The organism is Stenotrophomonas sp. YJH_SMC_64, from assembly GCF_059371375.1.
Genome location: NZ_JCAFUN010000001.1, coordinates 183,997 through 197,054 on the forward strand (window position 1 = coordinate 183,997; position 13,058 = coordinate 197,054).

A 13,058-nucleotide genomic window follows, 5' to 3' on the forward strand; every position below is an offset into this window, starting at 1 on the left:
GATCTGCATAGTCAAGGAGATATCTTGCATCAACCCAGCGCCCGCTCCAGATCCACCTGCAGATCCCCCAGATCCTCAACACCCACGCTCAGCCGCACCAGCGCATCGCTGATGCCCAGCTGCTCACGGCGCGCAACCGGGATCGACGCGTGCGTCATCACCGCCGGGTGGTTGACCAGGCTTTCCACGCCGCCCAGCGACTCGGCCAGGGTGAACAGCTCGGTCTTCTCGCAGAAGCGCTTGGCCGCCTCGAACCCGCCCTTCAGCACGATCGAGACGATGCCGCCGTAACCAGCCATCTGCTTGCCGGCCAGCTCATGCTGCGGGTGCGAGGGCAGGCCCGGGTAGATCACCTTCTCCACCGCCGGGTGCTTTTCCAGCCACTGGGCCAGCGCCAGCGCGTTGGCGCAGTGCGCCTTCATGCGCAGCGGCAGGGTCTTCAGGCCACGCAGGGCCAGGAAGCTGTCGAACGGGCCCTGCACGCCACCCACCGAGTTCTGCAGGAAGGCCATCTGCTCGGCCAGTTCGGCGTTGTCGCCAACCACCACCATGCCACCGACCATGTCCGAGTGGCCGTTGAGGTACTTGGTGGCCGAATGCAGCACCAGGTCCGCGCCCAGTTCCAGCGGACGCTGCAGCATCGGCGAGGCGAAGGTGTTGTCGACCACCACGATCAGGCCATGGCGCTTGGCGATGGCGGCGACCGCGGCGATGTCCACGATCTTCAGCATCGGGTTGGTCGGGGTCTCGATCCACACCATCTTCGTCTTCGACGTGATGGACGCTTCAAACGCAGCCAGGTCGGTCAGGTCGACGAAGCTGAAATCCAGTCCGGCGGTGCGGCGGCGCACGCGCTCGAACAGGCGGAAGCTGCCGCCGTAGATGTCATCCATCGCCACCACGTGGCTGCCAGCGTCCAGCAGCTCGATCACGGTCGAGCTGGCCGCCATGCCCGAGGCGAAGGCGAAGCCGCGGGTGCCACCTTCCAGCGATGCCACGCAGCGCTCGTAGGCGAAGCGGGTCGGGTTGTGGGTACGCGAGTACTCGAAACCCTGGTGCTCACCCGGGCTGGACTGCGCATAGGTCGAGGTGGCGTAGATCGGCGGCATCACCGCGCCGGTGCTGGGGTCGGGCGACTGGCCGCCGTGGATGGCCAGCGTGGCCAGGGCGAGGGCGCGATCCTGGGAAGTAGCGTTGGACATGTTCTTTCCTGATGGGCGCCGAAGCTCGGCGCCGTCGAAGGTGCGGAAGTCTACCAGCGCGGCCTTAACGACCTTTGACGCGGATAAACCGGGATTCAGCAGCGAACGTCTGCGATCGGCGGCTTACTGCACGCGACGGCGCAGATAGTTCAGCAGGTCGATACGGGTGATCAGGCCCAGGAAGGCATTGCCGTCCATCACGATCGCCACCTGGCCGCGGTCGAACACCGGCAGCAGCGCCTCGATCGGCGACTTCACGTCCAGCCGGTCCAGCTTGCTGACCATCGCCGTGGCAACGGTGTCGCGGAAGCGTGCTTCGTCACCATAGACGTGCAGCAGCACGTCGCTTTCGTCGACGATGCCGACCAGCTGGTCACCGTCCATCACCGGCAGCTGCGACACGTCGTACAGCTTCATGCGCTGGTAAGCGGTGGTCAGCAGGTCGTTCGGTCCGATCACGACAGTGTCGCGCTGGCCGTACGGGCGCAGGATCAGGTCGCGCAGGTCGCCGTGCTGCGGGCGCTGCAGGAAGCCGTTGTCCAGCATCCAGTAGTCGTTGTACATCTTCGACAGGTACTTGTTGCCGGTATCCGGCACCAGCACCAGCACCTTCTTCGGCGTGGTCTGCTCCTTGCAGTACTTCAGGCCGGCGGCCAGCAGCGTGCCGGTGGACGAACCGCCCAGGATGCCTTCCTTGCCCAGCAGTTCGCGCGCGGTGTGGAAGCTCTCGGCATCGCTGATGGCATAGACCTTCTTCACGCGGCTGAAGTCGGAGATCGACGGCAGGAAGTCCTCGCCGATGCCCTCCACCAGCCAGCTGCCCGACTTGTCGTTCAGATTGCCGTCGTTGATGTACTCGGCCAGGATCGAGCCGACCGGATCGGCCAGCACCAGCTCGGTCTTCGGCGACAGCTTGGCGAAGGCGCGCGACAGGCCGGTCATGGTGCCGGAGCTGCCACAGCCGAACACGATGGCGTCGAGGTCGCCGCCCATCTGCTCCAGGATTTCCGGGCCGGTACCGAATTCATGCGCGGCCGGGTTGTCCGGGTTGCCGAACTGGTTGATGAAGTAGGCGCCCGGGGTCTGCTCGGCGATGGTCTTGGCCAGGTCCTGGTAGTACTCCGGATGGCCCTTGGCCACGTCCGAGCGGGTCAAGCGTACTTCGGCGCCCATCGCCTTCAGGTTGAAGATCTTCTCGCGGCTCATCTTGTCGGGAACGACCAGGATCAGCTTGTAACCCTTCTGCTGCGCGACCAGGGCCAGGCCCAGCCCGGTGTTGCCGGCGGTACCCTCGACCAGGGTCGCACCCGGCTTCAGGTCGCCGCGCTGCTCCGCCGCCTCGATCATCGACAGGCCGATGCGATCCTTGATCGATCCACCCGGGTTGGCGCTTTCGAGCTTCAGGTAGAGCTCGCAGACGCCGGTGTCCAGGCGCTGGGCCTTGACGATCGGGGTCTGGCCGATGAGTTCGAGGACGGAAGAATGAATGGGCATTCGGAGGACTTTCGGTTCGCGCCGCAGGGGGCCGGACCGATGATTATCCGTCGGATGGCGATGAATGTCAGGTCGGCGCGGAGACGGGCCGCAAGCCCGCAGAAAGAGATGCGGACGGCCCCGGATCGACGAGGAGACCGGTACCGCCCGCATCGGTGAGTTGTGCCTGCAGGCCAAGGCACCACCGCCTGTGGTGCCTTGGCGCGGCCGCCTCATCGGCGGTGCCGCGATGCCGGGGCAGGAGCGCCCGGCGGGGCCATCGATGGCCGGGTCACGCCGTTCCGGGCGTGACGGGGTGCGTCAAAGCGTGGGGGACGTCGTTGGGAGCGGTGTTTCGTACATTCGCAGAAGTCGTTGCTTGGCCAGCAGCTTCTCGCGCTTCATGCGACCCAGGGTGACATCATCGATCGGGAGTACACCCAACTCCGCGTCCATGCACTTCTTGTTCAACTTGCGGTGCTGGTCATGGAGTGCCCTGAACTCCGGATCACGCGCGCGACGTGCGTCGATCTCGCTCTGGGGCTGATCTTCAAACATGATGGACCTCCTTCGACAGATACACGAACGCCCCGGCCGCAAGGCACGGGGCGTTGTTCATGGAGGAGCGCCGGTCGATGGCCACCTGGACGCCTGCAACGACCTGCGGCACTGGCCTGCGCACGTCGATCTGCTGCGGTTCGCGCCCTGCTTGCATCGGCCCGGCCCTCCCATCGTCCGGTCAGCGGCATTGCGTCCCGGACGATTGACCCTACGCCTGCTCAAGGCGGGGTACAAGACCCCTGCGTCAAAAAGACCGAACCCCGCCGGGGCGGGGTTCAGGCTGAATGCTCATCACAACGAAAAACAAACAATATCAAGCAATTACGGGGCGATGATGACCTCGGCCGAACGTGCCTGGGTGGAGGCCGCCTTCTTGCCGGCAAGCTGGATCCGGTTGCTCGCGACACCCGCCGCAACCAGGGCATCGCGCAGGGCCTCGGCACGCTTCTGGCCTACGCCGTTGGCACTGTCGTAAGCCTCGATGCGCAGGCGGCCCTTCTTGCCGATGTTCAGGTATTCGGCCAACGCCTTGGCCTGGTTGCGGGCGCCGCCGGACAGGCTGGAGGCGCCAGCGGCAAACGCATCGCCACGGAAGGTGAAGACCTCGCCGCGGCCATCGAACTTCGAGCCCGGCAGCTTCTGACCGGACACCAGCTCGGCTTCCTCGCGGGCCAGCTTGGCGGCGTTCTGCTGGGCGGCGCTGAGGCGCTGCTGCTGCTTGCCGGCGACGCTGGTCAGGGCGTTCTCGGCGTCCTGGCGGGCCAGGGTCTCGGCCTCGGCGGCCTGGCGCAGGCGTTCAGCCTCCTCGGCCTGCATCTGTGCCTGCATGCGCAGCTGTTCGGCTTCCTGGCGGGCACGCGCGGCATCGCGGCGGCTGGCCTCGATCAGCAGGTCGCTGCGGGTCCGCTCCAGGCGGTCGACCTCGCGGGCGGCCAGCGCGGTACGCACGGCCGTCTCGGCGATCTCCACCCGGCGCTCAGCCAGGTAGGTGGCCAGCTCCTGGTCGCGGCGCTTGGCCTTGTCCAGGGTGGCGATGGCCTGCTGGGCCTGCATGCGCTCGAAGGCGCCCAGCTCAGCGGTATCCGGGTTGGCCTGGATGGCCATCAGGCGCTGGCTCAGCTGCGCCACCATCGGGTTGTCGGCGGCCACGGCCAGGGTCGGCAGCGCCAGCAGCGCGGCCAGGGTTGCGGCAGTCATCGGCTTCACCGGCGATCCTCCCCGGTCGACAGCTGGCGTTGCAGCTGGTTGACCTCGTTGCGGCGCAGCTGCAGCTGCGCGGTCACGGTGGCTTCCTCGCTGCGCACGCGGGCCAGGTCGGCATCGGCGGCGGCACGCAGGGCCATGGCCGGGGCATTCTTGCGCTCGCGGCGGTCGCCGGCGGCGCGCTGGGCCTGCTCCAGCCCCTGCCGGGCCAGCCCGATCAGGTCCGGGGCGTACTGGTCGGCATCGGCCTGGGTGGCCTTGTCGACCGCCTGCCGGGCCTGGGCCAGTTCCATCGCGCCATCCTGCGCCCAGGCGGGGGCAGACAGTGCGAATGCAAACGCCATCACATACAGGCTGTGGCGCATTCGTGCGAAGCTAAGTCGTTTCATTGGGGAGGCCGTACCGGTTGTCGGTTCACGGCCATTGTCGTCAAGCCGACACCGTGCTGGCAACGGGCGTCGGCCGTTTCGTTGGGGAAAATTCGCAATGGATATCGGCTACTTCCTGAAGCTGATGACCGAAAAGAACGCTTCGGACATGTTTCTGACCACCGGGGCACCGGTCTACATCAAGATCGAGGGGAAGCTCTATCCGCTGGGCAACACCGGCCTGCCGCCGGGCATGGTCAAGAAGATCGCCTACTCGCTGATGGACGAAGGCCAGGTGCCGCAGTTCGAGCGCGAGCTGGAACTCAACATGGCCATCGCCCTGCCCGATGCCGGTCGCTTCCGCGTCAATGTGTTCAAGCAGCGCGGCGAAGTGGGCATGGTCATCCGTGCCATCCGCAGCCGGATTCCGAGCATCGAGGAGCTGAACCTGCCGCAGGTGCTGAAGGACGTCATCATGACCCCGCGCGGGCTGGTGCTGGTGGTGGGGTCCACCGGTTCCGGCAAGTCCACCTCGCTGGCGTCGATGATCGACCACCGCAACAGCACCACCACCGGTCACATCCTCACCATCGAAGACCCGATCGAGTACCTGCACAAGCACAAGATGTCGATCGTCAACCAGCGCGAGGTCGGGCTGGATACCCATGCCTTCCACAACGCGCTGAAGAACGCCATGCGTGAGGCGCCGGACGTGATCCTGATCGGCGAGATCCTGGACGCAGAGACGATGGAAGCGGCGATCGCCTTCGCCGAAACCGGTCACCTGTGCCTGGCCACCCTGCACTCCAACAACGCCGACCAGACCATCGAGCGCATCCTCAACTTCTTCCCGGAAAGCGCGCACAAGAACGTGCTGATGAACCTGGCGCTGAACCTGCGTGCGGTGATCAGCCAGCGCCTGGTGAAGAACAAGGAAGGCCGTCGCCTGCCGGCCACCGAAGTGCTGCTCAACACGCCGATGATCCGCGACCTGCTGCGTCGCGGCCAGGTGCACGAGATCAAGGCGGCGATGGAAGCATCGCTGGAAGAGGGCATGGAGAGTTTCGACCAGTGCCTGTTCCGGCTGGCCAAGGCCGGCACCATCGAGCAGGAGGAAGCGCTGCGCGCGGCCGACTCGCGCGATGGCCTGGCACTGAAGTTCCGCCTGTCCGAAGGCAGCAGCGGCGAGCATGACCCATACGCGGATTTCTCGGCCGGCGCACCCAGCATCACCCACGGCTTCTGACCGCACGAAAAAGGGGACGGAGGGGATTAAGTCGTATATGCACTTACGACTCAATCCCCTCCGTCCCCTTTTCCTGAAGAATTCAGGGGCCGTCTCATCCAATGAGACCCCTCATCCGTAGGTTTCCTCAATGGAAACCATCCGCAAGCTGGCCATTCTGGCCGATGCCGCCAAATACGACGCCTCCTGCGCCTCCAGCGGCTCGGGCAAGCGCGATTCGCGCGCCAGCGGCGGTATCGGCAGCACCGAGGGCATGGGCATCTGCCACAGCTATACGCCCGATGGCCGCTGCGTATCGCTGCTGAAGATCCTGCTGACCAACTTCTGCGTCTACGACTGCGCCTATTGCGTCAATCGCGTGTCCAGCAATGTGCCACGCGCGCGCTTCAGCGTGGACGAGGTGGTCACGCTCACCCTGGACTTCTACAAGCGCAACTACATCGAGGGCCTGTTCCTCTCCAGCGGCATCATCCGCAATGCGGACTACACCATGGAGCAGATGGTGGAGGTGGCCCGGCAACTGCGCGAAGAACACCGCTACGCCGGCTACATCCACCTCAAGACCATTCCCGAGGCGTCGCCGGAACTGCTGGCCAGCGCCGGGCGTTACGCCGACCGCCTGTCGATCAACGTCGAACTGCCCACCGAAGCCGGGCTGAGCGCCTTGGCGCCGGAGAAGACGGTGCATTCGATACGCGGCGCGATGGGCGAACTGCGTTGGCGCATCGAGGAAGCCAAGGAGGCGCGCAAGGCCCCCGCAGCGGTGGCGCCGACGGCCAGCCGCAGCGCACGCCCGCGCCCTCCCCGTTTCGCCCCGGCCGGGCAGAGCACGCAGATGATCGTCGGTGCGGACGGGGCCAACGACCAGCAGATCCTGGCCAGCGCCGACAGCCTGTACGGCAGTTACCGGATGCGCCGGGTCTACTACTCCGCGTTCAGCCCGATTCCCGATGCCAGCCGGCAGCTGCCGCTGCAGCCTCCACCCCTGCAACGCGAGCACCGGCTGTACCAGGCCGACTGGCTGTTGCGCTTCTATGGCTACGGCGTGGACGAGATCACCGACACCACCCAGGGCGGAATGCTCGATCTGGACATCGATCCGAAGATGGCCTGGGCGATCCGCCATCCCGAACGCTTCCCGGTCGATCTGAACCGTGCACCGAAGGAAATGCTGCTGCGGGTGCCCGGCCTCGGCGTGCGCAATGCAGAGCGCGTGCTGATGGCGCGCCGGCACGGGCGCCTGCGCGTGGCGGACATCGCCCGCCTGAAGGCGCCGATGAGCAAACTGCTACCGTTCGTGCTGTTGGCCGACCATCACCCGCGCAAGGCACTGGATGACCCGGCCGCGCTGCGAGCACAACTGGCCCCGCCGCCGCGCCAGGGATCACTGTTCGATGCACCGCCGGCAGCCTGACGCGCCGCGCTGGTCGCAGCGGGTGGATCCGCCGTGGTCGCTGCAGGCCTGGCGCGACGGCGCGCGTGATGCGCTGCTGCGGGGCGTGCGGCCCGAGCAATTGGACTGGCTCGAAGGCGGCGAGGCATCGCTGCTGGATGCGCCGCCGGTGCAGCAGGCACCGGTGGCAGCACAGGCAAGCGTTCCCGGCGTCCCGCGCGAATTCCTGGAACTGGCCGACACCTGCCTGTGCCATGGCGAACCGCAGCGCCTGTCACTGCTGTACCGGCTGCTGTGGCGGATCACCCATGGCGAACGCGCGGTGCTGACCAATCCCGCCGATGCCGATGTGCTGCGTGCGATGACATTGGCCCAGGCCGTCCGCCGTGACACGCACAAGATGAAGGCATTCGTGCGCTTCCGCGAGCTGCCCGGCCAACCTGATGCGTTCATCGCCTGGTTCGAGCCACAGCACCACATCGTCGACCGGGTCGCGCCGTTCTTCGCACGCCGCTTCACCGGCATGCGCTGGGCGATCCTCACTCCTTCGCGCAGCGTGGCGTGGGATGGACAGGCGCTGACCTTCGGCCCCGGCGCACGCCGCGAGGACGCCCCGGCCGAAGATGCGCGCGAGGCCCTGTGGCAGACCTATTACGCCAGCATCTTCAATCCGGCCCGGCTCAACACCCGGATGATGATGCAGGAGATGCCGGCCAGATACTGGCGCCACCTGCCCGAGGCGCAGCTGCTGCCGCGCCTGGTGCGCGATGCGGGCGATCGCGTGCAGGAAATGCATGACCGGCCCGCGCAGGCACCCCAGCGCAGGATTCCCATGCGTGGGGACGCTGCGGCAGCGCGCCCAGATACCGCCAGCCTGCAGACGCTGCGACAACAGGCCAGCGCCTGCCGCCAGTGCCCGCTGTGGGAGACCGCCACGCAGACGGTGTTCGGCCAGGGGCCGGCCGATGCGCAGGTGATGGTGATCGGCGAGCAGCCTGGCGATACCGAGGATCTGCGCGGCCAGCCGTTCGCCGGCCCTGCCGGCCAGTTGCTGGACCGCGCATTGGCCGAGCTGGGAATCGATCGCGCCACGCTGTACCTGACCAACGCGGTGAAGCACTTCCACCATGAGCGGCGCGGCAAGGTAAGGCTGCACAAGCGGCCGGAAAGCCGCCACATCCAGGCCTGCCGGCCGTGGCTGATGGGCGAGATCGCGCGCGTGCGGCCGCAGCTCATCGTCTGCCTGGGCGCAACCGCGGCAGCCTCGGTATTTGGCCGTGATTTCAATCTGTCGCGCGACCGTGGACGCTGGCACACGCTGGAGGAAGGCACCCGCGGCTACGCCACCGTGCACCCGGCGTGGGTGCTGCGGCAAGGCGATGGCGCGCGCCGCGAACGGGCCTATGCACTGTTCCGCGATGATCTCGCGCAACTGCTGCAAAAAGGGGACGGAGGGGATTAAGTCGTGAATGCACTTGCGACTTGATCCCCTCCGTCCCTCTACTTTCAGGCTGCGTCGGGCTGGTTTTCCGGGCGCGCGCGGTCGAAGGCGTCCAGCGCCTGACAGGCGGCCTCGATGCGGCGAAGGGTCGGGTACGGCGCAAGGTCCAGGCCAAAACGATGGGCGTTGTACAGCTGCGGCAGCAGGCAGAGGTCGGCCAACCCGGGGCGGTCACCGTGGCAGAAGGTGCCGGTGTCACGGCTGTTGGCCAGCATCGCCTCCATTGCCGCGAAGCCCTCGGCCATCCAGTGCAGGGTCCACTGCATACGGGCATCGGCCGGCAGCTGCAGACTGCGTTCCAGGTACTGCATCACCCGCAGATTGTTGATCGGGTGGATGTCGCAGGCCACCAGCTGGGCCAGTGCCCGCACCCGCGCGCGGCCGGCGGCGTCGGCCGGCAGCAGCGGCACCTGCGGGAAGCGCTCGTCCAGGTACTCGACGATCGCCAGCGACTGCGTCAGCGCATGCCCTTCGTGCAGCAGGGTCGGCACCAGCTGCTGCGGATTGAGCCTGCGATAGGCGTCGAGGTGTTGTTCGCCGCCGTCGCGCACCAGATGCACCGGCCGGGCCTCCCAGGCCAGGCCCTTCAGCTCCAGGCCGATGCGCACGCGGTAGGCGGCGCTGGATCGCCAGTAGGTGTACAGCACGATGCCGTCGTCGACCGGAATCTCCATGGCCGCCTCCATGCTCAGGGCTTGGCGGCCTGTTCGATGCGCTGCTCGATCGCACCGAAGATGCTGTTACCGGCGGCATCGAGCATCTCGATGCGGACCACGTCGCCGAACGACATGAACGGCGTGCTCGGCTTGCCGTCGCGCAGGGTTTCGACCACGCGCTGCTCGGCGAAGCACGACGCACCCTTGCTGGTGTCTTCATTGGCGATGGTGCCCGAGCCGACGATGGTGCCGGCGCCCAACGGACGGGTCTTGGCCGCATGCGCGACCAACTGGGCGAAATTGAACTGCATGTCCACGCCCGCTTCCGGCGCACCGAACCACTTGCCGTTGATGTGGGTCAGCAGCGGCAGGTGCACCTTGCTGTCCTGCCACGCAGCGCCCAGTTCGTCGGGGGTGACGAACACCGGCGACAGCGCCGAGCGCGGCTTGGACTGCAGGAAGCCGAAGCCCTTGGCCAGCTCGCCCGGAATCAGGTTGCGCAGCGACACATCGTTGACCAGGCCGACCAGCTGGATGTGGCCCGCCGCCTGTTCGGGGGTGGCCGCCATCGGCACGTCGTCGGTGATCACCACGATCTCCGCTTCCAGGTCGATACCGTAGTCCTCGCTGACCACCTTGACCGCATCGCGCGGGCCGTAGAAGCCGGCGCTGGTAGCCTGGTACATCAGCGGATCGTTGTAGAAGCTCTCCGGCACCTCGGCGCCACGGGCACGGCGCACACGCTCGACGTGCGGCAGGTAGGCGCTGCCGTCGACGAATTCATAGGCGCGCGGCATCGGCGCGGCCAGGGCCTGCGGGTCGAGGTCGAACACACCGTCGGCGTCGCCGGCATTGAGCGATTCGTACAGGGCGTTCAGGCGCGGCGCGATGTGGCTCCAGTCTTCCAGAGCCTGCTGCAGGGTGGCGGCAATGCCGGTGGCGCGCACGCCGTGGCGCAGGTCACGCGAGACGACGATCAGGGTGCCGTCGCGGCCGCCTTCCTTCAAAGAACCAAGCTTCATGGGTGGGTGTCCGGAGTCGTGGGCAAACAAGTTTCAAGTGTAATCAAATCTGCGGCGGCGCCAAGCTGCAGCGCGGCATCGGCCCACCCTACCGTAGTGGGGGGTTCGGCAGGGCTTGCAGCCCTGCACCGGCTCAATGCAACAGCAACGGCAACGTCAAAAGCGGCTCTGGCTTTCTGCTGGTTGGGCGGGGCGGTGTGGGCCGGCAGGACACGCCGTAAACCCGTCCATGGGGGCTCGATGGCGCCATCCATGGCGCCAACGGTCCTGCCCACCCACACCGCCGCACCCCCGACAGGTTCCCAATGACTGATCGAACATCCACATCATTCATCGTCGAGATCCGTCAGACACCGAAATTGATCGAATGAGATTCGACAGATCGCGGAAAACTGTCGAAGGCGGGGTGGGTCCGGTGACAGGGGCGTGAGCCGCATGGATGCGGCGACCGAGCTTACATGGACGTACTTGCAGCGCCCCCTGCCACCGGACCCACCCCGCCTCCCACAGGAACCCGGCCTTTGACGTTGCGTCAGCCTCTGCGGGTGCAGGGCGCAGCCCTGCAGAGAGAACCCCTACCTGAACAGGTCTTTTTGCGTGAAGTCTCAAACATCGTTTAGACTTGCGCAGTCTGCAGCGGCCGTCCGTTTCCCTCCGGGATCGCCGGCGACCAGGGTCCGCCCTCTTCGCCCGCCCCCACTCCGACGCCGTTCGTCACGCATTCCAGCCTGCGCTTCGTGCCGGCTGCACCCAATTCTCGCAGCGCGGTTCACGGGAACGCTCCGAGTCAGCCGATCAGTTTGATCTGCCCCCGTCTGTCCGTTCGGACAGGCGTTTCTTGTACTTGGAGCAAACTCAATGTCTTTTGAATCGCTGGGCCTGGCGCCCTTCCTGCTGCGTGCGCTTGCCGAGCAGGGCTACGAAAACCCGACCCCGATCCAGCAGCAGGCGATCCCGCTGGCACTGGCCGGTCGTGACCTGCTGGCCGGCGCACAGACCGGCACCGGCAAGACCGCCGCCTTCGGCCTGCCGCTGCTGCAGCACCTGGGCACCGCCTCGCAGGAAGTGCGCAGCGGCCCGCGCAAGCCGCGCGCGCTGATCCTGGCACCGACCCGCGAACTGGCCACCCAGGTGCACGACAGCCTGCGCGGCTACAGCAAGTACCTGCGCATTCCCAGCGCCTGCATCTACGGCGGTGTCGGCATGGGCAACCAGCTGGACATCCTGCGCCGTGGCGTGGACCTGCTGGTGGCATGCCCGGGCCGCCTGATCGACCACCTGGAGCGTCGCAGCATCGACCTGTCCGGCATTGAACTGCTGGTGCTGGACGAAGCCGACCGCATGCTCGACATGGGCTTCCTGCCGTCGATCAAGCGCATCCTGGCCAAGCTGCCGAAGCAGAACCGGCAGACCCTGCTGTTCTCGGCCACCTTCGAGGACAACATCCGCCAGCTGGCGCTGGAGTTCATGCGCAACCCGGAACAGATCCAGGTGACGCCGAAGAACACCGTGGCCGAAACCATCACCCACCGCGTGCACCCGGTCGATGCCGGTCGCAAGCGCGACCTGCTGCTGCACCTGCTGGCGCAGGACAGCCGCGAGCAGACCCTGGTGTTCGCCCGCACCAAGCACGGCAGCGACAAGCTGGCCTCGTTCCTGGAAAAGTCGGGCATCAAGACCGCGGCGATCCACGGCAACAAGAGCCAGGGACAGCGCCTGCGTGCACTGGGTGACTTCAAGGCCGGCCGCGTGACCGTGCTGGTGGCGACCGATATCGCTGCGCGCGGCATCGACATCAACGAGCTGCCGAAGGTGATCAACTTCGACCTGCCGATGGTGGCCGAGGACTACGTGCACCGCATCGGCCGTACCGGCCGCAACGGCGCGACCGGCCAGGCGATTTCGCTGGTGGCACAGGATGAAGTGAAGCTGCTGCGTGCGATCGTGCGCCTGCTGGGCCGCGACATGGACATCCGCGATGTGCCGGGCTTCGAGCTGCAGACGCCGATCCGCTGGGGCAACAGTGCGCCGGGCAAGGCCGAGCACGATACCGGCGAGCGCGCACCGCGCAAGAGCCATGCGCGCCGTCCGCACGGTGATGCGCCGCGCCACGCGCACGCAGGCCCGAAGAAGGCCGGCGGTGGCCGTCGCGAAGGCGGTGGCAATGGCCAGCAGCGTGCAGGTGCCGGCCAGGGCCAGCGCCGTGGTGGTGGCGGCAATGGTGGCGGCCGCGGTCGTGGCCAGGGTGGCAACGGCGGCGGTCGCGCCGGCTGATCCCAGCTGACATCGAGGGTGCTTCCCGCTGCGCGGGGACTATCGAGGGACGGCGCTGACGCGCCGTCCTTTTTTTGTTGCCGGCTACCGGGTGATAACGCACGCGGTGGCAGTACCGAGGGCGGATGGGCATGGGGGCAGCGCAGAACACGCTGTAAA

At 66.8% G+C, this 13,058-nt stretch carries 11 protein-coding genes; 4 read left to right on the forward strand and 7 right to left on the reverse strand.

Annotation, left to right across the window (positions count from 1 at the left end; all coding sequences use genetic code 11):
* Positions 1 to 29: 29 nt before the first annotated feature.
* From AC5P9L_RS00780 to AC5P9L_RS00800, 5 genes are all read right to left on the reverse strand, one after another.
* Positions 30 to 1,202, reverse strand: a complete 1,173-nt coding sequence (locus AC5P9L_RS00780; protein WP_100438837.1) for a cystathionine gamma-synthase — start codon at positions 1,200 to 1,202, stop codon at positions 30 to 32.
* A gap of 123 nt (positions 1,203 to 1,325) precedes the next feature.
* Positions 1,326 to 2,696: a pyridoxal-phosphate dependent enzyme gene (locus tag AC5P9L_RS00785; RefSeq protein WP_111189301.1), complete on the reverse strand. Its 1,371-nt coding sequence runs from the start codon at positions 2,694 to 2,696 to the stop codon at positions 1,326 to 1,328.
* A 300-nt stretch (positions 2,697 to 2,996) separates the two neighbouring features.
* Positions 2,997 to 3,233 carry an HP1242/YdcH family protein gene (locus tag AC5P9L_RS00790; RefSeq protein WP_005407964.1) on the reverse strand — a complete coding sequence of 79 codons (237 nt, stop codon included), beginning with the start codon at positions 3,231 to 3,233 and terminating at the stop codon, positions 2,997 to 2,999.
* A 324-nt stretch (positions 3,234 to 3,557) separates the two neighbouring features.
* A complete protein-coding gene (locus AC5P9L_RS00795; RefSeq protein ID WP_005407962.1) occupies positions 3,558 to 4,442 on the reverse strand; it encodes an OmpA family protein in 885 nt (294 codons plus the stop codon).
* The gene (locus tag AC5P9L_RS00800) at positions 4,439 to 4,804 is read right to left on the reverse strand and encodes a DUF4398 domain-containing protein (protein WP_005407961.1); all 366 of its coding nucleotides are present in this window, start codon (positions 4,802 to 4,804) and stop codon (positions 4,439 to 4,441) included. The genes AC5P9L_RS00795 and AC5P9L_RS00800 overlap by 4 nt, the downstream gene beginning before the upstream one ends.
* Positions 4,805 to 4,925: 121 nt before the next feature.
* Between AC5P9L_RS00800 and AC5P9L_RS00805 the strand changes: the two genes are divergently transcribed.
* From AC5P9L_RS00805 to AC5P9L_RS00815, 3 genes are all read left to right on the forward strand, one after another.
* Positions 4,926 to 6,053: a PilT/PilU family type 4a pilus ATPase gene (locus AC5P9L_RS00805; protein ID WP_004141526.1), complete on the forward strand. Its 1,128-nt coding sequence runs from the start codon at positions 4,926 to 4,928 to the stop codon at positions 6,051 to 6,053.
* 130 nt (positions 6,054 to 6,183) lie between these two features.
* Positions 6,184 to 7,467 (forward strand): putative DNA modification/repair radical SAM protein, encoded by a 1,284-nt coding sequence (locus tag AC5P9L_RS00810; RefSeq protein ID WP_005407960.1) that lies wholly within the window; start codon positions 6,184 to 6,186, stop codon positions 7,465 to 7,467.
* Positions 7,448 to 8,908: a UdgX family uracil-DNA binding protein gene (locus tag AC5P9L_RS00815; RefSeq protein ID WP_111189299.1), complete on the forward strand. Its 1,461-nt coding sequence runs from the start codon at positions 7,448 to 7,450 to the stop codon at positions 8,906 to 8,908. The genes AC5P9L_RS00810 and AC5P9L_RS00815 overlap by 20 nt, the downstream gene beginning before the upstream one ends.
* A 44-nt stretch (positions 8,909 to 8,952) precedes the next feature.
* Here the strand turns inward: AC5P9L_RS00815 and maiA are convergent, their stop codons facing one another.
* Positions 8,953 to 9,621 carry a maleylacetoacetate isomerase gene (gene maiA, locus AC5P9L_RS00820; protein ID WP_033835418.1) on the reverse strand — a complete coding sequence of 223 codons (669 nt, stop codon included), beginning with the start codon at positions 9,619 to 9,621 and terminating at the stop codon, positions 8,953 to 8,955.
* Positions 9,622 to 9,635: 14 nt separating this feature from the next.
* On the reverse strand, positions 9,636 to 10,625 hold the full coding sequence (locus AC5P9L_RS00825) for a fumarylacetoacetate hydrolase family protein (protein ID WP_111189298.1): 990 nt from the start codon (positions 10,623 to 10,625) through the stop codon (positions 9,636 to 9,638).
* An 858-nt stretch (positions 10,626 to 11,483) separates the two neighbouring features.
* Here AC5P9L_RS00825 and AC5P9L_RS00830 point away from each other — a divergent pair.
* Entirely contained in the window at positions 11,484 to 12,899 is a 1,416-nt protein-coding gene (locus AC5P9L_RS00830; RefSeq protein ID WP_043033908.1) for a DEAD/DEAH box helicase, read from the forward strand.
* Positions 12,900 to 13,058 lie beyond the last annotated feature (159 nt).

Coding starts and splice junctions, on each gene's coding strand:
- AC5P9L_RS00780 (WP_100438837.1), bottom strand. CDS start 1,202: ATGTCCAACGCTACTTCCCAGGATCGCGCCCTCGCCCTGGCCACGCTG.
- AC5P9L_RS00790 (WP_005407964.1), bottom strand. CDS start 3,233: ATGTTTGAAGATCAGCCCCAGAGCGAGATCGACGCACGTCGCGCGCGT.
- AC5P9L_RS00785 (WP_111189301.1), bottom strand. CDS start 2,696: ATGCCCATTCATTCTTCCGTCCTCGAACTCATCGGCCAGACCCCGATC.
- AC5P9L_RS00810 (WP_005407960.1), top strand. CDS start 6,184: ATGGAAACCATCCGCAAGCTGGCCATTCTGGCCGATGCCGCCAAATAC.
- AC5P9L_RS00805 (WP_004141526.1), top strand. CDS start 4,926: ATGGATATCGGCTACTTCCTGAAGCTGATGACCGAAAAGAACGCTTCG.
- AC5P9L_RS00825 (WP_111189298.1), bottom strand. CDS start 10,625: ATGAAGCTTGGTTCTTTGAAGGAAGGCGGCCGCGACGGCACCCTGATC.
- AC5P9L_RS00815 (WP_111189299.1), top strand. CDS start 7,448: ATGCACCGCCGGCAGCCTGACGCGCCGCGCTGGTCGCAGCGGGTGGAT.
- maiA (WP_033835418.1), bottom strand. CDS start 9,621: ATGGAGATTCCGGTCGACGACGGCATCGTGCTGTACACCTACTGGCGA.
- AC5P9L_RS00800 (WP_005407961.1), bottom strand. CDS start 4,804: ATGCGCCACAGCCTGTATGTGATGGCGTTTGCATTCGCACTGTCTGCC.
- AC5P9L_RS00830 (WP_043033908.1), top strand. CDS start 11,484: ATGTCTTTTGAATCGCTGGGCCTGGCGCCCTTCCTGCTGCGTGCGCTT.